The organism is Mesorhizobium sp. M1342, assembly GCF_040317955.1.
Lineage (GTDB): Bacteria > Pseudomonadota > Alphaproteobacteria > Rhizobiales > Rhizobiaceae > Mesorhizobium.
This window is the reverse complement of sequence record NZ_JAMYLI010000025.1, coordinates 14,032-36,375: the sequence shown is the minus strand read 5'-3', so window position 1 is coordinate 36,375 and position 22,344 is coordinate 14,032. Positions and strand designations below refer to the sequence as shown.

At 63.2% G+C, this 22,344-nt stretch carries 21 protein-coding genes, 1 pseudogene and 1 riboswitch; of the genes and pseudogenes, 12 read left to right on the top strand and 10 right to left on the bottom strand.

Translation table 11 applies throughout. From position 1 onward, the window contains the following. Nucleotides 1-2 precede the first annotated feature (2 nt). Nucleotides 3-1,667 carry a beta-galactosidase BglA gene (gene bglA / locus NKH06_RS23870; protein ID WP_352894263.1) on the top strand — a complete coding sequence of 555 codons (1,665 nt, stop codon included), beginning with the start codon at nt 3-5 and terminating at the stop codon, nt 1,665-1,667. A 24-nt stretch (nt 1,668-1,691) separates the two neighbouring features. Then, nucleotides 1,692-2,804, top strand: coding sequence for an ABC transporter ATP-binding protein (locus NKH06_RS23865; RefSeq protein ID WP_023813651.1), 1,113 nt, complete (start codon nt 1,692-1,694; stop codon nt 2,802-2,804). 76 nt (nt 2,805-2,880) lie between these two features. On the opposite strand, the gene NKH06_RS23860 is transcribed toward NKH06_RS23865, so the two are convergent. The 3 genes from NKH06_RS23860 to NKH06_RS23850 all read right to left on the bottom strand — a co-directional run bounded on the left by NKH06_RS23860 (nt 2,881) and on the right by NKH06_RS23850 (nt 3,655). Further along, complete coding sequence (locus tag NKH06_RS23860; RefSeq protein ID WP_023813652.1) at nt 2,881-3,117, bottom strand: DUF680 domain-containing protein; 237 nt, start codon at nt 3,115-3,117, stop codon at nt 2,881-2,883. 68 nt (nt 3,118-3,185) lie between these two features. Then, nucleotides 3,186-3,386 (bottom strand): DUF680 domain-containing protein, encoded by a 201-nt coding sequence (locus NKH06_RS23855; protein ID WP_352554602.1) that lies wholly within the window; start codon nt 3,384-3,386, stop codon nt 3,186-3,188. 71 nt (nt 3,387-3,457) lie between these two features. After that, complete coding sequence (locus tag NKH06_RS23850) at nt 3,458-3,655, bottom strand: DUF680 domain-containing protein (RefSeq protein ID WP_013528268.1); 198 nt, start codon at nt 3,653-3,655, stop codon at nt 3,458-3,460. Between the two features lie 507 nt (nt 3,656-4,162). After that, a riboswitch (cobalamin riboswitch) is annotated at nt 4,163-4,364 on the top strand. Between the two features lie 115 nt (nt 4,365-4,479). Here NKH06_RS23850 and NKH06_RS23845 point away from each other — a divergent pair. The 8 genes from NKH06_RS23845 (at nt 4,480) to NKH06_RS23810 (ending at nt 12,219) form a co-directional block, all read left to right on the top strand. Continuing rightward, nucleotides 4,480-5,727, top strand: a complete 1,248-nt coding sequence (locus NKH06_RS23845; RefSeq protein ID WP_023813654.1) for an aromatic ring-hydroxylating oxygenase subunit alpha — start codon at nt 4,480-4,482, stop codon at nt 5,725-5,727. 25 nt (nt 5,728-5,752) lie between these two features. Beyond that, nucleotides 5,753-6,853: an FAD-binding oxidoreductase gene (locus NKH06_RS23840; RefSeq protein WP_352761320.1), complete on the top strand. Its 1,101-nt coding sequence runs from the start codon at nt 5,753-5,755 to the stop codon at nt 6,851-6,853. 129 nt (nt 6,854-6,982) lie between these two features. Continuing rightward, nucleotides 6,983-7,414 (top strand): PqqD family protein, encoded by a 432-nt coding sequence (locus tag NKH06_RS23835; RefSeq protein ID WP_352440475.1) that lies wholly within the window; start codon nt 6,983-6,985, stop codon nt 7,412-7,414. 49 nt (nt 7,415-7,463) lie between these two features. Then, on the top strand, nt 7,464-8,513 hold the full coding sequence (locus NKH06_RS23830; protein WP_352894256.1) for a serine kinase: 1,050 nt from the start codon (nt 7,464-7,466) through the stop codon (nt 8,511-8,513). A 14-nt stretch (nt 8,514-8,527) separates the two neighbouring features. After that, on the top strand, nt 8,528-9,262 hold the full coding sequence (locus NKH06_RS23825) for a glycosyltransferase family 2 protein (protein WP_352761323.1): 735 nt from the start codon (nt 8,528-8,530) through the stop codon (nt 9,260-9,262). A 55-nt stretch (nt 9,263-9,317) separates the two neighbouring features. Next, entirely contained in the window at nt 9,318-10,070 is a 753-nt protein-coding gene (locus NKH06_RS23820; protein WP_352894253.1) for a glycosyltransferase family 2 protein, read from the top strand. Then, a complete protein-coding gene (locus NKH06_RS23815) occupies nt 10,070-10,747 on the top strand; it encodes a glycosyltransferase family 2 protein (RefSeq protein WP_352894251.1) in 678 nt (225 codons plus the stop codon). Before NKH06_RS23820 ends, NKH06_RS23815 begins: the two co-directional genes overlap by 1 nt. After that, nucleotides 10,744-12,219, top strand: coding sequence for a nucleotidyltransferase family protein (locus tag NKH06_RS23810; RefSeq protein ID WP_352894250.1), 1,476 nt, complete (start codon nt 10,744-10,746; stop codon nt 12,217-12,219). Before NKH06_RS23815 ends, NKH06_RS23810 begins: the two co-directional genes overlap by 4 nt. A gap of 45 nt (nt 12,220-12,264) precedes the next feature. On the opposite strand, the gene NKH06_RS23805 is transcribed toward NKH06_RS23810, so the two are convergent. The 6 genes and pseudogenes from NKH06_RS23805 to NKH06_RS23780 all read right to left on the bottom strand — a co-directional run bounded on the left by NKH06_RS23805 (nt 12,265) and on the right by NKH06_RS23780 (nt 18,311). Further along, the gene (locus NKH06_RS23805) at nt 12,265-13,011 is read right to left on the bottom strand and encodes an FAD-binding oxidoreductase (RefSeq protein WP_352894248.1); all 747 of its coding nucleotides are present in this window, start codon (nt 13,009-13,011) and stop codon (nt 12,265-12,267) included. Next, the gene (locus NKH06_RS23800) at nt 13,008-13,619 is read right to left on the bottom strand and encodes a sulfite oxidase-like oxidoreductase (RefSeq protein WP_352894245.1); all 612 of its coding nucleotides are present in this window, start codon (nt 13,617-13,619) and stop codon (nt 13,008-13,010) included. The genes NKH06_RS23805 and NKH06_RS23800 overlap by 4 nt, the downstream gene beginning before the upstream one ends. Nucleotides 13,620-13,768: 149 nt before the next feature. Further along, nucleotides 13,769-15,290 (bottom strand): annotated as a pseudogene (locus NKH06_RS23795) (DegQ family serine endoprotease). Between the two features lie 249 nt (nt 15,291-15,539). Then, a complete protein-coding gene (locus NKH06_RS23790; RefSeq protein ID WP_352440660.1) occupies nt 15,540-16,259 on the bottom strand; it encodes an MBL fold metallo-hydrolase in 720 nt (239 codons plus the stop codon). 17 nt (nt 16,260-16,276) lie between these two features. Next, nucleotides 16,277-17,443, bottom strand: coding sequence for a diphosphate--fructose-6-phosphate 1-phosphotransferase (locus NKH06_RS23785; RefSeq protein WP_352894242.1), 1,167 nt, complete (start codon nt 17,441-17,443; stop codon nt 16,277-16,279). 100 nt (nt 17,444-17,543) lie between these two features. Continuing rightward, a complete protein-coding gene (locus tag NKH06_RS23780) occupies nt 17,544-18,311 on the bottom strand; it encodes a L,D-transpeptidase (protein ID WP_352894240.1) in 768 nt (255 codons plus the stop codon). A 237-nt stretch (nt 18,312-18,548) separates the two neighbouring features. On the opposite strand from NKH06_RS23780, the gene NKH06_RS23775 reads away from it, so the two are divergent. Together NKH06_RS23775 and NKH06_RS23770 are read left to right on the top strand one after the other, a co-directional pair. Next, a complete protein-coding gene (locus tag NKH06_RS23775; RefSeq protein WP_023813668.1) occupies nt 18,549-18,671 on the top strand; it encodes a hypothetical protein in 123 nt (40 codons plus the stop codon). Between the two features lie 96 nt (nt 18,672-18,767). Continuing rightward, nucleotides 18,768-19,391 carry a LysE family translocator gene (locus NKH06_RS23770; protein ID WP_128302751.1) on the top strand — a complete coding sequence of 208 codons (624 nt, stop codon included), beginning with the start codon at nt 18,768-18,770 and terminating at the stop codon, nt 19,389-19,391. 52 nt (nt 19,392-19,443) lie between these two features. Here NKH06_RS23770 and NKH06_RS23765 read toward each other — a convergent pair whose 3' ends face one another. Then, on the bottom strand, nt 19,444-22,233 hold the full coding sequence (locus tag NKH06_RS23765; protein ID WP_352894238.1) for an autotransporter family protein: 2,790 nt from the start codon (nt 22,231-22,233) through the stop codon (nt 19,444-19,446). Nucleotides 22,234-22,344: the final 111 nt, after the last annotated feature.

Below are 22,344 nucleotides of genomic sequence, written 5' to 3'. Positions count from 1 at the left end.
CGATGCAATCCGCTTTGAAGGCCAGCTCGAAGCCTGACCTCGCCATCGATCGCGACTGGTGGCGGGGCGCGGTGATCTACCAGATCTATCCGCGCAGCTATCAGGACTCGAATGGCGACGGCATCGGTGATCTCAAGGGCATCATAGGCCGCCTCCCCTACATCGCCGCACTCGGCGCGGATGCCATCTGGATTTCGCCGTTCTTCAAGTCGCCGATGAAAGATTTCGGCTATGACGTATCGGATTACTGCGATGTCGATCCGATGTTCGGCACGCTGGCCGATTTCGACGCGCTGACCGGCGAGGCGCACAGGCTGGGCTTGAAGGTGATGATCGACGAGGTGCTGTCGCACACTGCCGACAATCATCCCTGGTTCAAGGAAAGCCGGTCGAGCCGCAGCAACCCGAAAGCCGATTGGTACGTCTGGGCAGACGCCAGGCCGGACGGCACGCCGCCCAACAACTGGCTGTCGATCTTCGGCGGCTCGGCGTGGCAATGGGACACCAGCCGCCAGCAATATTACATGCACAATTTCCTGGCCGAACAGCCCGACCTCAACTTTCACAACCGCGAAGTCCAGGACGCATTGCTCGACGTCACCCGCTTCTGGCTGGAGCGCGGCGTCGATGGTTTCCGGCTCGACACCATCAATTTCTACTTCCACAGCCAGGGCCTGGAAAACAATCCGCCGCTGCCGCCGGAAGAGCGCAACGACCAGACCGCGCCGGCGGTCAACCCCTACAACTACCAGGACCATCTCTACGACAAGAGCCGCCCCGAGAACCTCGGCTTCCTCGAACGGTTCCGTGCCCTGCTCGATGAATATCCGGCAACCGCAGCGGTCGGCGAGGTCGGCGATTCGCAGCGCGGGCTTGAAGTGGTTGCCGCCTACACCGCCGGCGGCAAGCGCGTGCACATGTGCTACTCCTTCGATTTCCTGGCGCCGGAAAAGATCAGCGCGGGCAAGGTCCGCTCGGTGCTGGAATCCTTCGGCAAGGTCGCCAGCGACGGCTGGTCGTGCTGGGCCTTTTCCAACCATGACGTGATGCGCCCGGCCTCGCGCTGGGCGGCCAATGAGGCCGACCCGATCGCCTACCTCAAGGTCATCTCGGCGCTGCTGATGTCCCTGCGCGGCTCGGTCTGCATCTATCAGGGCGAGGAGCTTGGGCTCGGCGAAGCCGACCTTCGGTTCGAGGATCTGCAGGACCCCTATGGCATTCGCTTCTGGCCGGAATTCAAGGGCCGCGACGGCTGCCGCACACCGATGGTGTGGGAAGGCAGCGCCAAAAATGGCGGCTTCTCCTCGGCAAAGCCCTGGCTACCGGTGCCGGCCAAGCATCTGTCGCAAGCGGTCGATGTCCAGCAGGACGACGAGACTTCGCTACTCGAGCACTACCGGCGCTTTCTCAGCTTCCGGCGCGCCCATCCGGCGCTGGCCAAGGGCGATATCAATTTCATCGAAAGTGAGGGCGACACCGTCGCCTTCACACGCCGCGCGGGCAACGAGCAGATCGTCTGCATCTTCAATCTGGGAGCCGGGCCGGCCAAGGTTGACCTTGGCGGCCGATCGCTGCAACCTCTGCCCGGGCACGGATTTTCGGGGCAGGCGAACAGCGGTTCCATCGAGCTTGGCGGCTACGGCGCCTGGTTCGGGCGTCTCGACTGAATTTCCAATCACTGGAGGAAACCAATGGCCGATGTCACGCTAAGACAAGTGAAGAAGTCCTACGGCAATCTGAACATTCTCCACGGCATCGATCTCGATATTAAGTCGGGCGAGTTCATCGTCTTCGTCGGCCCGTCGGGCTGCGGCAAGTCGACATTGCTGAGATCGATCGCCGGGCTCGAGGAAATCACCTCCGGCGAACTCAGAATAGCCGGCGAAGTGGTGAACGACGTGCCGCCGTCGAAGCGCGGCATCGCCATGGTGTTCCAGTCCTACGCGCTCTACCCGCACATGACCGTCTACGACAACATGGCGTTCTCGATGAAGATCGGCAAAGAGAACAAGGCCGAGATCGACCGCCGCGTGCGTCAGGCCGCCGAGATCCTGCAATTGACCAAATATCTCGACCGCCTGCCCAAGGCGATGTCAGGCGGCCAGCGCCAGCGCGTCGCCATCGGCCGCGCCATCGTGCGCAATCCGAAGGTGTTCCTGTTCGACGAGCCGCTTTCGAACCTCGACGCCGCGCTGCGCGTCGCCACCCGCATCGAAATCGCCAAGCTCAAGGAATCGATGCCCAACACGACCATGATCTACGTCACCCACGATCAGGTCGAGGCGATGACGCTGGCCGACCGCATCGTGGTGCTCAAGGACGGCCATATCGAGCAGGTCGGCACGCCGATGGATCTCTACAAGAAGCCCGGCAATCTGTTCGTTGCCCAGTTCATTGGCTCGCCGGCCATGAACATCCTGCCCGCGACCATCGAAAAGACCGGCAATCCGACCGTCGTCAGCCATGTCGGCGGACGCAAGGCAACCGTGCCGATCGCAACGCCTGCTTCGGCGAAGGGTGCTGCGGTGAGCTTTGGCGTGCGGCCGGAGGACCTGATCATCGCCAGCGGCGCGGACTATCTGTTCGAGGGGACGGTCGACTATCTCGAGCAGCTCGGCGAGGTTCAGCTGGTCTATGTCGACATCGGTCGCGCCGACCTGCCGCTGGTGACCAAGCTGCCCGGCAATGTCGAGGTCAAGCGTGGTTCGACATTGCGGCTGAGCGCCAATGGCGAGGACCTGCATATCTTCGACGCTGACGGACGGTCGTTTGCCCTTCATGAGGCTGAAGCGAAGGCGGCCTGAGGCAGGAACGCGTCTCGGACGCAAAAGAGCGGCGGGCTAGGCCCGCCGCTCTTTTGTTGAAGATCAGCTTCGGCTGTTAACGGCCGAAGAGGTTCCGGTCGCTGCCCTGAGGGGCGGACTTCTCCACGTCGCCCGACGAATTGAGCAGCTTCTCGACGAGGCCACCGCTGTTGCGGACCGAGCTCGTATGCGCGCTGTCAACCGAAGTAACCGCAGGCTGATTGGCGCCGTTGGAGCCAAAGTTGTCGCTGCCGGCGAACGCGCTGCCGGTGATGGCCAGAACGGCGGCGGCAGCAATAAGGATCTTGTTCATTTTAATCTCCTGAATTCTGGATTTCGCCAGGACGGCAGACACAGCTGCCGTCGCTTGCGAATTGGTTATTAGCGACCGAAGAGGTTACGGTCGCTGCCCTGAGCGGGCGTCTGGGCAGTCGATTCCGCGGTCTTGGTGGAAGCCGTGTACGACTGGTCCACCGTGGCGGCAGGCTGGTTGGAGCCGTTCGAACCGTAGTTGTCGCTGCCGGCGAAAGCGCTGCCGGAGATGGCCAGAACGGCGGCGGCAGCAATGAGGATCTTGTTCATCTTAAATACTCCTGAATGTCTGAATTTCGCCAGGGCGGCGGGCGAGCCCGCCGTCGACTGGGAATCGGCTGTTAGTTGTTGCCGAAGAGGTTGCGGTCAGCACCCTGGGCAGGCGCCTGAGCAGCCGGTTCCGACTTCTTGGTCGAAGCGGTGTACGAGCTGTCGACAGCAGTGGCTGCCGCGGCGTTCGAACCGTAGTGGTCGCTACCAGCGAAGGCGCTGCCGGAAATGGCCAGAAGGGCTGCGGCAGTGAGAATGATCTTTTTCATTTTTGTACTCCAGTATCGTCTTTTTCCGTCCGTCTAGCGGCGTGTCTTGGAAATGAAATCGCGTCGTTCGGACAGCCCCGATGTGGGAGGGCAACCCCGCCTTTTCCAATCACGAAGTTGTTCCGTGTGGACCATGAATCCACACCTTGAAATTGTGCCAAGGGAATCTACGGGTATATTTTTCTTCTTTAAATCAGCATGTTAAGTGTAACCGCTGGATGGATCACTGACTGTTTCAGAGGCCCAGCGTTCACACCGTCCTGCACGCACCGTCAACAGAAACGAACCGTTCGGTTCGATTTTAGATCGAGCTAATAGTCACTTTTCGAAACCGTTAACCTTTTTTGACCCCGCCAAGGGGTCCGATTCGGGGATATCGCAGCCGGCAAAATGGTCATCCGGGAGGTGGATTTCAGCCCGCGACGGTCTGCGGGAACGTTCGCAGGCCGTGTCGCGCCGCATGGATACGATGTCGTTTTCATGCCGACGGCGCGCCCCCGATCGTGGTTAGATCATACCATCTCAGGTGCCGCTTCGTGACGACGAGGCGGAGAATTGGGAAGCCGGTCAGAATCCGGCGCTGCCCCCGCAACGGTGGTGGAGTTCAAGTCGCAACGGGAGACCACTGGGCAACTGCCTGGGAAGGTGTCGCGATGGTCCGCAAGGACAACTCCAGAGCCCGGAAACCAGCCCGAGATTGTTAGACTCGACTGATCGCGGTGGGCGGTCAAGAGGTGGATAGCGCATGTCTGGCACCTAGCCGGCCTGCGTTTCAATCCTTCCTCCATCACCACCAGTTCAGTCCTTAGAAACGAGGACAGGACATGGATACCCGCAACGACATGCTGAGGCTCCTGAAGGGGCGCCGGCAAGGCTTTTCGCTGGAGCAGCCCTTCTACACCGATCCGGACTACTTCAAGCTCGACATGGAGCTGATCTGGTATCGCGACTGGCTGTTCATCGGCCATGATTGCGAACTGCCGAAGCCGGGCAGCTACATCACCGTGCAGATCGGCGACTATCCGGTGGTCCTTGTCCGCGACCAGCACGGCAAGATCAACGCCTTCCACAATTCCTGCCGCCATCGCGGCAGCCGTGTATGCAACACGGAGAAGGGCACGGCGGCAAAGCTCGTCTGCCCCTATCACCAGTGGACCTATGAGCTGGACGGCCGCCTGCTGTTTGCCCGCCAGATGGCCGACGGTTTCGACAAGAGTGATTTCAGCCTGAAGCCGGTCGCCTGCGAGAGCGTCGGCGGCTACATCTTCATCTGTCTGGCCAAGGAGCCGGCGGATTTCGCGCCGATGCGGGCGATGATCGAACCCTATCTTTTGCCGCACCGGTTGCGTGAAGCAAAGATCGCCTTCGAGAGCACGATCGTCGAGAAGGGCAACTGGAAGCTGGTCTGGGAAAACAACCGCGAGTGCTATCACTGCGCCGCCAATCATCCTGAGCTGTGCAAGACCTTCCCCGAGGCTCCGACCGTGACCGGCGTCAACGGCGCCGACAGCGACCCTGAAATGGTCGCGCACTGGGCCAAATGCGAGGCATCAGGCCTGCCGAGCAAATTCCGCATCGATCCGGCAGGGCAGTACCGCGCCACCCGCGCGCCGCTGCTGCGCGATGCCGTCAGCTACACCATGACGGGAAAACGGGCGGTCCAGAAGAACCTGTCCGACAGCGTTTCAACCGACCGCATCGGCTCCTTGCTGCTTTATCATTATCCGACAACCTGGAACCATATCCTCGGCGACCATGCCGTCACCTTCCGCGTGCTGCCGATCAGTGCCACGGAAACCGCGGTGACGACAAAATGGCTCGTCCACAAGGATGCGGTCGAAGGCGTCGACTACGATCTCGCTGAGCTCACCCATGTCTGGACCGAGACCAACGACCAGGACCGTCGCATCGTCGAGGAAAACGCCTTCGGCATCTTGTCGCCGGCCTACGAACCAGGCCCCTATTCGGAGCTGCATGAGGGCGGCGTGATCCAGTTCGTCGAGTGGTACGCGTCGTTCATCGGACCGCGCCTTGCAGAAGGCGACCGGCCGGCCCTGCGCAGCGTCGCCTAGCCCAGGGGACAAGAGGATGAATGCGATGACGGACCTTGGCCTCTATCGCCATCTCGACCAGATGACGCCCTGGAACGACAGGCTGCAGGTGCTGGAAGTGATCGGCGTCAGTGACGAAGCGCCTGACGTGAAGACCTTCACCTTCCGCTCCGACAACCAGACCTGGTTCCGCTACAAACCGGGCCAGTTCGTGACGCTGGAATTGCCGACATCGGACGGGCCGCTGATGCGCACCTACACGCTGTCGTCCTCGCCGTCGCGGCCGTTCTCGATCGCGGTGACGGTCAAGGCGCAGGCGGGCAGCACCGGTACGCGCTGGATGTTCGACCATCTGACGCCCGGTTCGCACGTCAAGGCCTATGGGCCGACCGGCGACTTCTCGCTGCACAGCCACCCGGCGGCCAAATATCTGTTCATTTCGGCCGGCTCCGGCGTGACGCCGATGATGTCGATGCTGCGCTGGCTGAACGACTGCGCGCCATGGACCGATGTCGGCTTCGTCAACTGCGCGCGCCGCCCGGAAGAGATCATTTTCCGCAAGGAGCTCGAGCTGCTCGGCAGCCGCATGCCTGGCCTGTCGCTCGGCTTCATGATCGAGGAGCGGTCGAGCCGCGAGGGCTGGTTCGGCCATATGGGCCGCATCGACGCGATCCGGCTGCCATTGCTGGCGCCCGATTTCCGTGAGCGCGAGATCTTCTGCTGCGGCCCCGATCCCTTCATGCGCGCCGTGCGCGGCATGCTGGACGCCGCCGGCTTCGACATGGCGAAATACCATCAGGAAAGCTTTGCGGCGCCTGCCGTGGAGGAGATCCCGGCGCCGTTCTCGCCGCCGGCGGACGACGGCGCCGCTGCTGCTGTCGAGGCCGTGACACCAATCCGGTTCTCGCTTTCCGATGTCGATGCCGAATGCGTCGCCGGCCAGACCGTGCTGCAGACGGCACGCGCCTCTGGGGTGCGGATTCCCGCCGCCTGCGAGTTCGGCCTGTGCGGCACCTGCAAGGTGAGGAAGGTCGCGGGCGATGTCGAGATGAGCCACAATGGCGGCATCCTCGATCACGAAATCGAGGACGGCTTTATCCTCGCCTGTTGCTCGAAGCCGCTTTCGGCGCTTGAAATCGAAGCGTGACCGGCTGCGCTCGCCCGGAGCCTGCGCCATCTTGCCAAAAACCCTGCAAATGGTTAGACGCCTGCAACGGTGGGGTTGACCGTAAGGCCCGAAGATCATCTCCGCGGCCTGCTCGGCGGGGGAGCAAATATGCGACAATCCGGCATCTATGCCATTGCCAGCAAGGATATCGTCTTTGAATCCTTCGACGGCGAAGCCGTCGTTCTTGACCTGACCACGGGCAAATATTTCGGCTTCTCTGATTCAGGCAGCAGACTTTGGGATGCACTGTCGTCCGGCGTGCCTGCCTCCGAACTGGTCGGCGCCACGACCGGAATTGGCGCCCTCGATGCCGCCGCGATTGACGGCTTTGTTTCACAATTGCTCGAATTCGGTTTGCTGGCGGCCGTAACCGATGGCGTGGCAAGACCGGTTCCAAGCGAATTGCTGGCTCAGCTCGCCGCTGCCAGAGAGCCCCTCAAGGTCGACATCCATGACGATCTCGCCGATCTCATTGTCGTCGATCCCATCCACGAGGTCGAGGAGCCCCTCGGCTGGCCCGCGGTGAAGCAAGCCAACTGAAGCGCCCATCAGGTTCTCGTTGCCGGACAGCTCCGGAACAGGCAAACCCATGCCGAACATCACTCTCGCAAACTTGGTTGACTACGCACGTCATGTCCTGGCGCAAGCAGAGAGCAGCGCCGCGCATTATCCACTGACCCGCAAGGCGAGCTTGCCGCATCTGGATCTGACCGCGCATGTCAGCGCCGGCGCGTTGGCGGATGCCGTCGCTCATGGCTTTGTCACTGCTCCGGGCAACCGAACGCCTGCCGACATCTGCCGCGTCTTCGTCGCGCATCCCGGCATAGACGGCATCGCGGCACCGGCCAGGTGGGGCCAGGGAGCCTTCACGCAGCATGGCTTCGCCACCCAACTGGCGGAAGCCGGTTTGCGTGGCAACCATTTCCACGACCTGGATTTCTGGCAGTTCTATGATCCGCAACGTCGCGTTGGCGTGCAATTGATGGCTTCGGCCGACGCCTTTCCGCCGTGGGAGCCGGGAGCGCCGCTGCGGGCTTTCCTGCATTGGGAATATGGGGCGCGCGGCATGCGCCTTGCCCATGCCGGCACGCTCGGCGCCAATGGCAAGGGCGTCCTGCTGGCCGGCGCGGGCGGCGCCGGGAAATCCGGAACCGTCGCCGCCGGCCTCCTCAACGGACTGGACAGCGTCGGCGACGACTATGTGCTGGTCGACCTTGCCAACGGCGTGACTGCCCGCCCACTGTTTTCAACGCTCAAGCAGGATCCCCAAGGGTTCGCGCGGCTTGGGCTGAAGCATCGGCTGCCGGCGCATGGTCCGCTCAACTGGCAAGGCAAGCATGCTTTTCACATTGATGACATCGCGCCCCGACCGGTGCCCGAAACTCTGGACATCGTCGCGCTGTTGGCGCCACATATCGACGGTGGCGGGGCAAGTTCGATCGTGCCGGTGTCGCGCAGGGATGCCATGATCGCCTTGGCGCCGTCGGGCATAGCGCAGATGCCGGGCGAGCGGGAGAGCGGCTTTCGCTTCTTCAGCGACCTGACCCGCCTGCTGCCGTGCTATCGTCTGTCGCTGGGGACGCAGCCCCAGGAGATAGCCGGCACGATTGCGGACTTTCTCGCGCGGGGCGATTCGTGAAACTGAGCGTGATAATGCCCGTCTACAACCGTGAACGCTATGTCGTTTCGGCATTGCGCTCGCTGGTGCGGCAACGGGACGCCGCCGATCTCGACATCATCGTCATCGACGACGGCTCGACCGACGGCTCTGCTGAGGCCGTGCGCTCGATGATGCGCGAAAACCCCTGTATCCGACTGTTCCAGCAATCCAACATGGGCGTGGCCAGGGCGCGCAACGCCGGGCTGCGGCAACTGCCGCCGGATGCGGAGTTCGTTTCGTTTCTGGATTCTGACGACATCTCGCCGGCCGGACGGTTCAAGGCCGATCTCGCCCGCTTCGAGGCTACCCCCGGGCTTGAGCTGACCTATTCGCTGATGACGCTGGTCGACCGGATCGACGATGAGCGGCTGAAACCGGCAGTCGACAGCCGCACGATGACGCTTCGGGGAATTTCGCTGAGCGCCGCCGTGTTCAGCAGAGGGCTTGTCGACCGGACGGGCGAGTTCGATGAGGATTTCGAGCAGGCTGAGGATACCGACTATCTGCTGCGCGTTTTCGAGGCGGGACCGAACTACGAATTGTTGGACGCCGTCGCGATCTACTACCGACGCCATGCCGGAAATGTCACCAAGGAACATAGCGGCAGGGTCCGCAACCATTTGCGTGCAATCCACAAGTCGATGCGGCGGCGCAAGGCCGATCCGTCACGGCGAGAGGTCCAGGGCATCTTCGAATTGAAGAGTCCCACCGATTGGCGGATGCTATGATGCTCGACACAATCGGGTCGGATCAGCCAAGCCCGCAACGCTGCTGGAGACGCCGATGAGGCTGAGCGTCATCATGCCGGTCTACAATCGCGAACAGTTCGTTGGCCTGGCGCTGCGCTCGTTGCTCAGGCAGCGCGAAGACATCGATCTCGACATCATCGTCATCGACGATGGGTCGACCGATGGCTCTGCGGCCGTCGTGCGGTCATTGATCGACGAGGCCCCGTGCATTCGTCTTTTCCAGCAGATCAATGGCGGGGTCACCAAAGCGCGCAATGCCGGGCTGAAGCAGTTGCTGCCGCAGACTCGTCTGGTGTCGTTTCTCGATTCGGACGACATCTCCCCGATAGGGCGGTTCAAGGCGGATCTCGCCTGCTTCGAAGAGGATCCGGGCCTCGACCTGACCTATTCGCGCATGACGCTGGTCGACAAGATAGATGGCGAGACGCTGGAACCGGCCGCCGACAGCCACTCCATCACCGTGCGAGGGATCCACCTGTCCGCCGGGATCTTTGCGCGAGACCTCATCGAGCGCACCGGTGGTTTCGACGAGGATTTCAAACAGGCCGAGGACACCGACTATCTGTTGCGTATCTTTGAGAGCCAGGCAAAATACGTTATGCCCGATACGGTGGCTCTCTATTACAGGCGTCATCCCGGCAACATGACCAAGGAAGCCGATGTGCCCTTTCGCGAGTTCATGCGCGCCATTCACAAGTCGATGAAGCGTCGCAAGGCCGATCCCAGCTTGCGCCGGGTGGAGGGGATCTTCGACTTCAAGGATCTCGCGCAGTGGCGGTTCCTTTGATGGCAGGCTACGGCGTCGTCATTCCGGCTTTCAACGCGGCCGCCACCATAGGCGCGGCCCTGAACTCCGTTCTGGCCCAGACGGCAAAGGCGGAGGCCATCGTCGTGGTCGATGACGGTTCAACCGACGATACGGCTGCGGTGATCGATGCGATGAACCTGCCGGTGACGGTGCTGCGACAGGACAATGCCGGACCTGGCAGCGCAACGACCCGTGGCATTGCGGCACTCTCGACGCCGCTCATCGCGACGCTCGATGCCGACGATTTGTGGCTGCCGGACAAGGTCGAAAAGCAGCTGGCCTATCTCGGCCGTCATCCCGGGACAGCGGGCGTCTTTACGCATTGGCGGACGTTTCGCGGCGACAGCCCCGATTTGCCCGATGCGACCAGTGGAGCTGGCTGGTCGCGCACGACGATGATGATCCGCCAGGAGGTGGTGCCGCGCATCGGTCCCATCATCGACCCACTAGGCGGTCGCGGCGAGATGATCGACTGGATCGCCCGGGTTCGTGAGGCAGGCCTTGCCCTTGCCATGCTCGACGACGTGCTTGCATTGCGCCGCATCCGTCCGGGCAGCCTTTCCTACGGCCGCGATCCGGCACGCGACCGGGGCTATCTCCAGGTCGCAAGGCTCGCCATGCAGCGGCGAGCCCGGAACAAGGCAGGCTCCAATTGAACGCCAGGCCCGTTCGACGCATCGGCCGCCGCTTCCCGGACTATGGCTGGTCGTGGCCCACCGGCCAGCTGGACCTGCTGCTGAAGGCGGCGCTGCTCTCCGACGAGGACGCAGCCGCCGGCTGCGCCGCGCGCTGGCTGGACGAGAACGACATCGATCTCGTCTCGTTTCGAGAACATCGCCTGCTCGCCGCCATCTCCGACAGGTTTGGCAGGAAGCTGGCCGGGCATACCGCCCATCCGCGCCTCGTCGGCCTGCAGAAGATGCTGTGGACGAAGTCGCGCATGGCGATGCGCGAGGCCGAGCCGGCGCTGAAGGCGATGGCCGACGGCGGCGCCGACATCATGCTGATAAAGGGCGCCAGCCGCATTGCCTTGAACGCGTCAGCGCAGCGTGGCCGGGTGGCGCATGATATCGACATATTGGTGCGCCCGCGCGACATGGCTGCCGTCTTCGACATCTTGCGCGATCGCGACTGGCAGATCGCCTCGGGCGTCAGCGCGCAATATCTGCGAACCCGGTTGGCGTCGCTGCGGTCGATGAACTTCTTCAAGGGCCGTTTCGGCGACATCGACCTGCACCAGCTCGGCTATGACGGTTCGCAGACGAGCGTGGAAGACGACCTGGCGATCTGGCAACGGGCGGTCCCGGCACAATTCAGCGGCGTCGCGGTCTTCGTGCCGTCGCCGGCCGATCGCATGGCCCTGGCCATCGCCCATGGCGGCCTCGACGCCCACACCCACAGCGACTGGCTTGTCGACTGCGCGGTCGCCATCCATGGCGAAGAGGTCGATTGGGACATGTTCCTCGACATCGTCGGCAGACGCGGCCTGGCGGTTCCAGCGGCGGTGGCGCTATCCTATCTGGCGTTCGAGATCGGCATTCCGGTGCCGGAATCGACAATGGTCAGAATCTTAGAGATGGCCGACGGAGCTGGCCTGTCGCGTTGGTCGTCGGTTCTGCAAGCCAAGCCGCGCACGGATTTCGGCGGCCTGGTCTGGCTGTCGCGCGGGCTTGCCAAGCAGTTGCGCCTGAAGCGGAAGAAGGGCCGGTTGCAACAGGAGCCACCCGCCAAACCTTGGCGCGGCAGACCGGTCGCGCGCAAGCCGCAAGCAGCATCGGCGCCTCTGATGTTTTCGCAGGCCATCGCCTGTCCGCAAACGACCGGCGACATGATGCTCGATATCACCGTCAGGATCGGCGTTCCGCCGGTCCGGCGCCGCATCGAAATGGAGATCAATGCCGGCGACGACCATGTCGCCCGCCTGCGCGCCATGGCCATCAGCCGATCCGGCAGGGAACACGTGCTGCATTTTCGCGGCAAGGTGACGCTCGACGGCGCGCGAGCTGCCTGGACGCTCGAAGCGCGACCGTCGCGGCAGTTTCGTGAATGGAACGACGAAGCCACAGTGGCTGCTTATGGCGCCTTGCCCTTCGAGCTGCTGTCGGCGGATTTCTCGCCGGTTGGCTAGTCTAAAGGCGAATCCGACGAACCTTTCTCGAAAGGCGGCGTCGGTTCAAACTCCGTAGCGTTCGGTGCGAATGATTCCGGCTGCAACGCCGGCATCGATCAGCGCCTGGGCGGCGGCTGACACGAAGGCGTTGGAGCCGCAGACGAAGGCGATGCCAGGCGGCTCCGGCAGCCGCGCCATGGCTTGCACCATCATCGCGACGTCCACCCGCCGCGCATAATCGGCTGGACGGCGTGCAGCTTCGCGGGTCAGTGTCAGCACCAGGTCGAAGCCGTCCTGGCGCTCATCGAGAACGATCAGCTCGTCACGAAAGATCACTTCGTCCCAGACCCGGACCGAAAAGACCAGGACGACGGGCACCGCTGAATTACGTGCGGCGCGGTGGCGGAGCATCGACATCAAGGGCACGACGCCCGAACCGCCGCCGACCAGAACAAGCGGCCCACTCTCATCCTCGGGCCAGACGAAATGCCCGCCAAGCGGCCCGCGCAGTTCTATTTCATCGCCCACTGCCGCGACCTCGTGGAAGAAGGGCGAGACCTCGCCATCGTCGAGTTTTTCGATCGCCAGTTCAATTACGCCATGCGTTTCGGGCGCGGAGGCGATGGAATAGGAGCGGCGCGCCTGATAGCCGTCCGGCGCCGTCAGCCTGACGTCGACATGCTGCCCGGCGCGATAGGCAAAGGACCGGGACGGTTGGAAAAGGAAGCTGGTGACACGCGGCGTGCGTTTTTCTATGCGGACGATCCTGGCTGTCTGCCAAGGCGATTGCACTGCTGCCGCATCGCTCATGGATCGTCCGTGTAGCGCTGTTCACGCCATGGGTCGCCATAGATGTGGTAGCCGCGCAATTCCCAGAAACCGGGCTCGTCGCGCGTGGTGAATTGCAGGCCGTTCAGCCATTTGGCCGACTTCCAGAAATAGAGATGCGGCACCAGCAGCCTCGCCGGGCCGCCATGGTCTGACGTGATCGGCTTGCCTTCGTAAAGCAGCGCCACCATGGCCTTGCCGGCGGTGAGATCCGTGACCGGTACGTTGGTGGTGTAACCGTCGAACGCGTGCGCCAGCGTGAAACCGGTCGGCGGCTCGACACCCGCATCGGCAAGGATATCGTCGACCAGCACGCCCTGCCACGGCGTGTCGAACTTGGTCCATGCTGTCACGCAATGGATATCGCGTGTCATCTTGGTCAACGGCAGCGCGTTGAACTCGGCCCAGTTCCATTTCTTGATCGGGCGTGGCCCATGTTTCAGCGTGAAAGACCAATCCTCGGTACGCACGCGCGGCGTCGGACCGGCCGACAGCACCGGAAAACCCTGTTCCAGATATTGGCCCGGCGGGATGCGGGCATCGCCATCGGTTGGCGGGCGCCGTCCTGAAGAGAAACCTCGGGTGACCATAGCGGCAATCCCCATGCAATCAGGCCACTATCGGCCTGACGCAATGTTCTCGAAGATGTCGTGACGGGCAACCGAAATCTTGACGGGCGGAGACCAGCGGGATCGTCACCGATGGACCTGCCGCTCCGCGTGCACGTCAACGCCATTTCTCAGCCATTGGCGAAAGGCACCGCGATGTACATTTGAGCGTCGCCACGCTCGACCAGCAACAGCACCGATTTCCTGCCGGACTTGCCGGCCAAGGCGATCGCCTGGGTTACCTGCCTGGCATTCTTGACCGGCACCTGATTGACGGCAACGATGATGTCGCCGGCCTGTATTCCGGAAGCGGCGGCCGCTTTGTCGGGGTTGACGCTGGCAACCACCGCGCCGTGCTGCTTGCCGGCAAGGTTCATCTGCTGGCGAATGTCGGGTGTTATATCCATCAAGCCGAGCCCTATCGCCGGAGCGCGCCCGGCGCTCGGCGCGTCGGACCCGTCGTCCAGCGACGCGGTCTTCGCATCGGCGCTGTTTTGGCCGACATCGACGGAAATCCGAATCGGCTTGCCTTTGCGCCAGACATCGACCGTTTCCCGGGCGCCCGGCGCGACATCGGCGACCGCCCGCGACAGGTCCTTGGGATCCTTCACGTCCTGCCCGGCAAAGCTGGTGATGACGTCACCCGTCTCGATGCCGGCCTTGGCCGCCGGCGAACCGTCGTTGACCTCTGAGACCAGTGCGCCGCCGGAATGGTCGAGCCCGATGGCGCTCGCGACATCCGGCGTCACCTCCTGGATCTGAACGCCGATATAGCCGTACTGGATAGAGCCGCCCTTCATCAGCTTGGCGACCACCTTCTGGGCCTGGCCCGACGGAATGGCAAAACCGACGCCGACGCTGCCGCCATTGGGTGAATAGATCGCCGTGTTGATGCCGACGACATTGCCGGCGACATCCACCAGCGGGCCGCCGGAATTGCCGTGGTTGATCGGCGCGTCGATCTGGATGAAATCGTCGAAAGGCCCACTATGCAGGTCGCGGCCGCGCGCCGAGACGATGCCTGCCGTGACGGTCGTGCCGATGCCGAACGGGTTGCCGAAGGCCAGCACCTGGTCGCCTGGCATGAGCTTGTCGGAATCGCCCCATTTGACTGTCGGCAGGGGTTTGTCCGACTTGATCTTGAGTACGGCGAGATCGTTCTTGGCATCGCGGCCGACAAGCTTGGCCGGAAGTTCGGTGCCGTCATCGAGCGTAACCTTGATCGAAGAGGCGCCATCGATGACGTGATTGTTGGTGACGATGGTACCATCCGCGCCGACGATGAAGCCGGAACCCAGCGCCTCGGCGCGCTGCGGTTGCTGTTGTGGCGGCGTCTTGGGCGTCGGCATGCCCTGGTCACCGAAGAACTGGCGGAAATAGTCATCGAAAGGCGAGCCGCCGTCGAAAGGAGAGGCATCGCTCATCGTTTCAGGCTGTGCCCTCATGACGGTGGTGACCGTCACCACCGCCGGCTTGTCGGCGGCAACGATGGGTGCGAACGAGCCATTGGGCGCGGTGATGCCGGCGACAGGCGTCTGGGTCGTCGGAATAGTGTTGCCCTCGCCTTTGGGCAAAAGACATGACGAAGGGGGATATGATCAGCGCAGCGCCCAGCAAGGCCGCGACGCGATGCCTACGAAGGATATCTGACATGGTCGTTTGTCCGGGCGAGAGTTGATCCAGCGCCGTGGCCTCTCCCGTGCGGGGAAAATCGGTCATCGGCGTGTCGAGGTCGCAATTGCCCGTCTCGCCTACATGGCAGCCAACCGGATCGACGGCCTTGCATCTAGGGCGCGGATTCGCCCGATTTAGGGTTTTAGGGCGACCTTACGAAGATTTAATATCCGCACGGCGGCAGCGTCGCAAAGTCGTCGGGCCCCGCCTTGCTGCCTCGCTGGAGCCTCAGCCACCGGCGGTTCGCTCGAGATAGGCCGTGGCAATCTCGCGCATGCGCTTGCCGTCGAAGCTCGGTCCGTGTCCTCCGTGACCGATGCGGATCGGCAAGTCGAGCAGGCGCTGCATCGTGCTGACATAGGCGGCTCGGTCGGAATCCGGCAGGTCGTCGATCAGCATGGCGTCGTAGATGGCATCGCCGCTGAAGAACAGGCCGTCGACCTCGTCGAACAGCGCGATCGAATCCGGTGAATGGCCCGGCAAATGCAGCACGCGAAATTGCCAGTCGCCAAGATCGACGACATCGCCCTCGTCCAGGGTTCGCGTCAAGGGCGCGGGCGGGATCCTGTAGTCGGCCGACTTCCATCCGGGCGCCGGCAGTTTCGAGACGGCATCCTCGAGGTCATGAAACATGTAGGCGTAGGTCGCCGCCTCATCCATGCTCTCGAATTGTTCCGCGCTTATCCTTGGCCCGGCCCGCAACGGGAATTCATGCAGCGAGCCGACATGGTCGAGATGGATGTGGGTGGCGACGACCAGCAGCGGCTTGCCGTCCGCCGTCTCGATCTGCGGCGCCAGCGGACAGATGCCCATGCCGGTGTCGACCAGCAGGTCGGCATCGCGACCGCGCAGATGCCAGATATTGGCCCGAACATAGGCATGCACGAAGGGCTCGGTCAGCATCGTCGTCTTGTCGTCGACGACGCTCCTGCTGAACCAGCCTGGCATCAAGTGTGAGCCCGGCATCAGACGAAGGGCTTCCCGACCTTGTACTTTTCCGGCACCAGTCGCTTGAGATAGGCCATGCCGGCATCCGACAGCTGATTGACATCGGGCTTCATGAAATCGTCCGGCATGTGGCGTGTCTTGCCGGCGACGTTCTTGAGCGGCACCTTCTTCAGCACCGTTCTGGTGCCGTCATATTGCAGCGCCACCGAGCCGCCGCCCTGTTCGGCGACAGAGACGGCGAAGGCGCCGGCATCGAAGGCCTCCTGCGCATCGACCGCGCTGATGGCGCCGATATAGCCGCGCGGCATGTAGCCGAGGGCGTCGACGCGAGCACGCTTGCCAGGCAGGCCCTCGGCCAACGCGCGCTCGAGTGCGGCCGGCAGGTCGCTGCCCGACAGCTTGACGTTGCCGTGCGCGTCGCGCTCAAGCTTGTCCGGCGGCACCAGGCTTTCGACCAGGGCCTTGCCGTCGGCGGTGCCGACACCTTCCGATACGGCGACGATGCAGCGCTTGTGGCGATCGAGCGTGGCGCGCACGTCGTCGATGAAGCCGGCGGCTGAGAATGGGCGCTCGGGCACGTAGACGAGGTGCGGGCCGCTGTCGGCGTCGAGTTGCCAGGCAGCGGCGGCCGCGGTCAGGAAGCCGGCATGCCGGCCCATGACGATGCCGACATAGATGCCGGGCAGCGCACGGAAATCGAGATCGACGGAGAGGAAGGCGCCAGCGACGAACTCGGCCGCCGAAATGAAGCCCGGCGTGTGGTCGTTTTCCTCGAGATCGTTGTCGATGGTTTTTGGCGCGTGGACGAAGGCGATCTTGCCGCCGGCGGCATCGGTCAGGATCTGCTGCGTGCCCGACGTGTCGTTGCCGCCGATATAGATGAAGGCGTCGGCGCCGGCCTTCTTCAGGCCGTTGAGGATGACCTCGCAATAGGCGGCGTCGGGCTTGTCGCGGGTCGAGCCGAGGGCGGCGCTCGGCGTGCCGGCAATCAGCCGCAGCCGGTCCTCGGGGATGGCGGAAAGGTCGACATAATTGCCGTCACGGATGCCGCGCACGCCATGGATGGAGCCCAGCACCTTGGCACCGGGATGCCGCTTGCGGATCTCCAGCGTCGCCCCGACCACCGTCTGGTTGATGACGGCGGTTGGGCCGCCGCCCTGCGCGATGACAAACGTTCCAGCCATGCTTGATTTCTCCCGGCGCGATGGTTTTCAAGGCACCTTGGCCTGTCTTGCCGCATCGCGCAACGGGAGTTTCGAGCGGCGCCAACACGCCGCATAAGCGTCAGACGACGACGACCGGATTTTTCTTGGAGACGCGGCTGTAGAGGTCGATGATGTCCTGGTTGATCAGGCGCACGCAGCCTGACGACATCGCTTGCCCGATGCTCCACCATTCGGGCGAGCCGTGGATGCGATAGCCGGTGTCCTTGCCGTCCTGGTAGATGTAGAGGGCACGCGCGCCGAGCGGGTTGGTGAGGCCGCCGGGCTGGCCGGCCTGCCATTTCACCAGTTCCGGCTTGCGCGCGATCATCTCGGGCGGCGGCGTCCAAGTCGGCCATTCCCTACCGTATTGGATGTTGGCGCGGCCGGACCAGCGGAAACCATCCTTGCCGATGCCGACGCCGTAGCGAATGGCGTCGCCACCCGGCTGGACGAGATAGAGCATGCGCTCCTTGAGATGGACGACGATGGTGCCGGGCGCCTCTCCTGTCGTGTCGACGACGATCTGGCGGCGGAATTCCGGCTTGACCTTCAGATATGGCACTTCCGGTACGTTGAAGCCGCCGTCGGTCAGCCCGGCATACATGACGCCGGGGCTGGTGATGTTCTTGTCGACGCTGATGCTTGGCCGGATCGGCCGCACGGAACCCGTGGTGACGTCGTCGAGCTCGAGCGCCGGCAACACCCCGCCCGAGGTCGAACAACCGGCGGCGCTCAGCAGCGCGAGCGCCCCTGCCCCGGACAGGATGGCACGGCGGGAAAGATGATGATCGGTTTCGATTGCGTCGCCATTTCGCGGCGGCGTCAGACCTTGCGGCAACTCACGCATATACCCAGACCCTACGCTGTCGGCGGGAAGCACGGTCCGGCCGGATAGCGGGCATTTTCATCATTCATGGTTGATAAAGCGTGAAGACCTTGCACAGCTGCATTTGCGCATGGCCTTGACGATGTCCGACCTTCTTGCCTGGGCTTGAACGAAGGCTGCTGCACAAAAAGACCTCGGTCGGGTCATATTCCCGGCGCCGGCGTTTTTTACTCCTCGAACCATCAGCGAGGGGCCCCCATGTGCAAGACCTTAAAAACCGACATCAAGCTTTTTGCCGCTGCCATTGTCGCGGCGGCAACCGCTCTCGGTGCCAATGTCAGCCTGGCCGATATTGTGAGCACGCTGAACGGCGCGAACTGACATCGATCTGCCGCTGGCGCAGTTAGGGAAATCGCCTCTTTACATTCTCCCGGGCCTCAGGATTTATCCTCTTCTTTAAGCTCAAAGGAGATGAGCATGTCCTTCGAAAACTGGGCCGCCTTCGCTGCCGCATCGACGATCCTTCTCATCATTCCGGGTCCGACCATCCTTCTCGTCGTGTCCTACGCGCTGGGCCAGGGCTGGCGCACCGCCTTGCCGATGGCGATCGGCGTGGCGCTGGGCGACTTCACGGCGATGACCTTGTCGATGCTGGGTATCGGCGCGCTGCTGGCGGCTTCGGCGACCGTCTTCACCATCCTGAAGCTGATCGGCGCCGGCTATCTGATCTATCTCGGCGTGAAACTGTTTCGCGCAGGCGGCGCGCTGAAAGCCGAACCGCGCACCGACGCGGTCTCCTCGGCCAAGATGATGGCGCACGCCTGGCTGGTCACCGCGCTCAATCCGAAAAGCATCACCTTCTTCGTCGCCTTCCTGCCGCAGTTCCTCGACCGGTACGCCGATTTCTGGACGCAGATGCTGATCTTCGAGACGACCTTCCTGGCGCTCGCCTTTGCCAATGCTTTCGGCTATGCGCTGATCGCCTCACGCGCACGCAACGTGGTGCGCAATCCCAAGGCGATCCGCATCTTCAACCGCACCGGCGGCACGCTGCTGGTTGGCGCCGGCATCGCCACGGTGGCGATGCGTTCCAGCAATTAGGCTCTCTGTCTGACCGTGACCCCGAAACTGTTTTTCGGGGTCATGACCGGCCTTACCATTTGACGCTGAACCCCAGATTGCCTTCGAGGATCCGACGCTCGTCGCCGCCGAGATTGGTGGTGTAGTCGCCGGTGGCGAAGATGCTGACCTTGTCCGTCACCTTGGCGATCACACCGCCACCGAATTCGAACGAGGTCGATCTGCCCTCGGTGGAGATATCGGTGGTGTCGAAATTGACATGGCTCGTGCCGCCGAAATCGTGCCAGATGTTGGCCTTGAGGTACGGCTGCAGCGCCATGCCATTGATCGTTGTTTCGCCTTGCAGCCGTGCGCCGAGCCGGCCGGTCACGCTGCCGTCCGTATCAAAGGAAACCGAAGCAAAGCGGTCCGACGCATCGTCGAGCGACAGTTGCTGCCAGACCAGTTGCGCCTGCGGTTCAAGCGTCCAGCCTTGCCCCAGCGCGATGGGATAGCCGCCTTCCAGCGAAGCGGTGATGCCGGTCCCGCCGACATCGATGCCGATGTCGCGCGACGATGTTGCGTTTCCGCCGAAGAAGGTGGCCATGAGGACGCCGTCCAGGTACCAGCCACCCTGACCGATCCGGGTCCAGTAGCCGCCGACGCTGGTGCCGTTGATATCCATGCTGCCGACGGACAGATTGTCCCAGCCCAGCGCCTGGCCGCGCACGTCGCCATTCATGCTGGCATAGGCGACGAACAGGCCGGCGCGATCGGTCTGGCCCGACGCGGTTTCGCGGCCGAACAGATCGAAGCCCGCCTGAAGGCCGAACAGGGTGCCGTCGAAGGACGGCGATACCGTTCCTGAATACGCCATCTTGCTGTCCTGACCGAAGATGCGGCCCCAGACCGGCGACAGCTCGGTGTTCGACAACAGGCTCTGCTCGCCGCGCCGTTCGTGGAAGGTGCCGAGCGTCGTCATCGCCAGATGTTCGGCGACCGGCGGCAAGGCCGAATAGACCGGAACCTCGATGCGATAGAGCAGGATCTCCTCGCCCGCCGCTGGTGTCGGTAGGTCGGGCACCTCCGTTGGCACCACCGGCGGCGGCGGGGGGGGATCTGCCACTGGTGCCGGCGGTGGTGCCGGTGGTGTCGCGGGCGGCGGATCGGTCGGCACGACCGGCGGCGCCGGATCAACCGGATCGGGGTCGCCGGGGGTGGATTCCGGCGGCGGCGGCGGCGCAGGGTCGATGGGCGGCGGCGGTGGCGGTTCGGCCGCCGGCGGCTCAGGTTCCGGCGGCGCAGCAGGTTCCAGCACCGGCGGGGCTGCGGCCGGCGGGGCCGGCGTGTTCAGCGTCGAGCGCAGGTACCAGTTCTCCTCGCTGCCGGCGCTGACGCCGCCCTTGAACAGGTAATATTCGAAGGCACCGGCGGCGACCGGGGCGTCGAGCGCAAATGTCGTGGCGCCCGAGGTGGCGCCGTTGATTGCCTGGACGACCATGATGCCGTCCTGCGTGGTCGCAGCCCCCGCGCCGCCGAGATTGACCACGGAGATGCCGGTCGAACCGGAAGCCGTTCCGCTCGACAGGACCAACTTGTCGGATGCGGAGGAATCGTCACCGAGCTCGGTCTGGATAAGCAGCAGGCCACCCAGGCCGACATAATTGCCCGAAATCGTCAGGCTGTCGGTGGCACCGGTGCTGCCATTGGTCAGGTCGATGCGTCCGGCATTGGTGACCTGCGCCAACTGACCCGCTGTAAACGCCTGGATCGCCGCGTTGAAACCGCCGCCATAGAGCGTGCTTGCGGCATCGACACTGAGCGAACCTGTGCCGGTGCCGCTGTCGCCGAGCACCAGATTGCCGTCGAGCGTCAGCTCGGTGTCATTGGTGGCGTCGATGCTTTCCCAGTTCTGGAGCCGGCTGATCCCATCCAGTTTGACGTTGTCCAGGGTGAGCGCGTCGGTGCCGAGACCACCCGATATGGTATTCGTGGCACCGAGATTGGCGTTGGTGAGGTTGCTGAGTTCGGCGGTGTCGTTGTCGCCGCCGAGGTCGACGGCGCCATAGATGATGCCGCCACCGTTCCAGACGAAACTGTCGGCGCCAAAGCTCATCAGTATATCGCCACCGACCGTACCGCCGGTGACCGTGACGCTGTCGTCGCCGCCGCTGACGCTGATGTTGCCGCCGATGGTGCCGCCCGACAGGATGATCGTGTCCTTGTCGAAGCCGGTGACGAGGTTGCGGTCGATGGTGCCGCCGGACATGTTGAAGTAATTCTGATCGAGCTTCATGTTGACGCGGCCGATGCGGCCACCGGTCATCACGGCACGGTCGCCATCGTCGAAGAAATCGACGATGCGCCCGCCGGTCATGGTGAACGTGTCCAGGCCATCGCCCTGGTTGAGCGAACCGATCTGGCCGCCGCTCATGTTGAAGTCGTCGATGCCGGCGCCCTGCTGGACATTGCCGGCGACGGTACCCGCGCCGATGGTGAAAAAATCGGTGCCGCCACCCTGATCGACGGTGCCGGTGATGGCGCCTGACTGCATATCGATGCGGTCCGTGCCGACACCAAAGGTGACATTGCCTGATATCTGCCCGGTGCCCCCGGCGGGAAAATTGAGCGTGTTGTCGCCATCGGGATCGGCGAGGCTGCCGCCTGAATCGCCGCTGTCGCAGGTGTAAACGGTGTTTCCGGCGGATGGACCCAGCACGCATGCGGCAAACGCGGCGGAGTTGGGCAGCAACGCAAAAGCCGTAGTTGAGAGGATGCTAATAAGCCACGGGTGTAGCGGATGCGGCTTTCGCCGTAGCGAAGCAACTGCCACCTGCACATCCTCCGAATGACTGTTCGGAAGTGAGTTCTTCATATGCCGCATCGCGTCCCCTCTCGATTCGCGATTTCCAGCCCCCGCCAGTCGCCGTAATGAAGACACAATTCATTCGATTTTACAAAGCCTGATCTGCCCCGCATGGTTGCTAAACTGCAA

Excerpts from the sequence above, each read along its gene's own strand:
- bglA (WP_352894263.1), top strand. The coding sequence starts at position 3 with ATGCAATCCGCTTTGAAGGCCAGCTCGAAGCCTGACCTCGCCATCGAT.
- NKH06_RS23865 (WP_023813651.1), top strand. The coding sequence starts at position 1,692 with ATGGCCGATGTCACGCTAAGACAAGTGAAGAAGTCCTACGGCAATCTG.
- NKH06_RS23860 (WP_023813652.1), bottom strand. The coding sequence starts at position 3,117 with ATGAACAAGATCCTTATTGCTGCCGCCGCCGTTCTGGCCATCACCGGC.
- NKH06_RS23855 (WP_352554602.1), bottom strand. The coding sequence starts at position 3,386 with ATGAACAAGATCCTCATTGCTGCCGCCGCCGTTCTGGCCATCTCCGGC.
- NKH06_RS23850 (WP_013528268.1), bottom strand. The coding sequence starts at position 3,655 with ATGAAAAAGATCATTCTCACTGCCGCAGCCCTTCTGGCCATTTCCGGC.
- NKH06_RS23845 (WP_023813654.1), top strand. The coding sequence starts at position 4,480 with ATGGATACCCGCAACGACATGCTGAGGCTCCTGAAGGGGCGCCGGCAA.
- NKH06_RS23840 (WP_352761320.1), top strand. The coding sequence starts at position 5,753 with ATGACGGACCTTGGCCTCTATCGCCATCTCGACCAGATGACGCCCTGG.
- NKH06_RS23835 (WP_352440475.1), top strand. The coding sequence starts at position 6,983 with ATGCGACAATCCGGCATCTATGCCATTGCCAGCAAGGATATCGTCTTT.
- NKH06_RS23830 (WP_352894256.1), top strand. The coding sequence starts at position 7,464 with ATGCCGAACATCACTCTCGCAAACTTGGTTGACTACGCACGTCATGTC.
- NKH06_RS23825 (WP_352761323.1), top strand. The coding sequence starts at position 8,528 with ATGCCCGTCTACAACCGTGAACGCTATGTCGTTTCGGCATTGCGCTCG.
- NKH06_RS23820 (WP_352894253.1), top strand. The coding sequence starts at position 9,318 with ATGAGGCTGAGCGTCATCATGCCGGTCTACAATCGCGAACAGTTCGTT.
- NKH06_RS23815 (WP_352894251.1), top strand. The coding sequence starts at position 10,070 with ATGGCAGGCTACGGCGTCGTCATTCCGGCTTTCAACGCGGCCGCCACC.
- NKH06_RS23805 (WP_352894248.1), bottom strand. The coding sequence starts at position 13,011 with ATGAGCGATGCGGCAGCAGTGCAATCGCCTTGGCAGACAGCCAGGATC.
- NKH06_RS23800 (WP_352894245.1), bottom strand. The coding sequence starts at position 13,619 with ATGGTCACCCGAGGTTTCTCTTCAGGACGGCGCCCGCCAACCGATGGC.
- NKH06_RS23790 (WP_352440660.1), bottom strand. The coding sequence starts at position 16,259 with ATGCCAGGCTGGTTCAGCAGGAGCGTCGTCGACGACAAGACGACGATG.
- NKH06_RS23785 (WP_352894242.1), bottom strand. The coding sequence starts at position 17,443 with ATGGCTGGAACGTTTGTCATCGCGCAGGGCGGCGGCCCAACCGCCGTC.
- NKH06_RS23780 (WP_352894240.1), bottom strand. The coding sequence starts at position 18,311 with ATGCGTGAGTTGCCGCAAGGTCTGACGCCGCCGCGAAATGGCGACGCA.
- NKH06_RS23775 (WP_023813668.1), top strand. The coding sequence starts at position 18,549 with ATGTGCAAGACCTTAAAAACCGACATCAAGCTTTTTGCCGCTGCCATT.
- NKH06_RS23770 (WP_128302751.1), top strand. The coding sequence starts at position 18,768 with ATGTCCTTCGAAAACTGGGCCGCCTTCGCTGCCGCATCGACGATCCTT.
- NKH06_RS23765 (WP_352894238.1), bottom strand. The coding sequence starts at position 22,233 with ATGCGGCATATGAAGAACTCACTTCCGAACAGTCATTCGGAGGATGTG.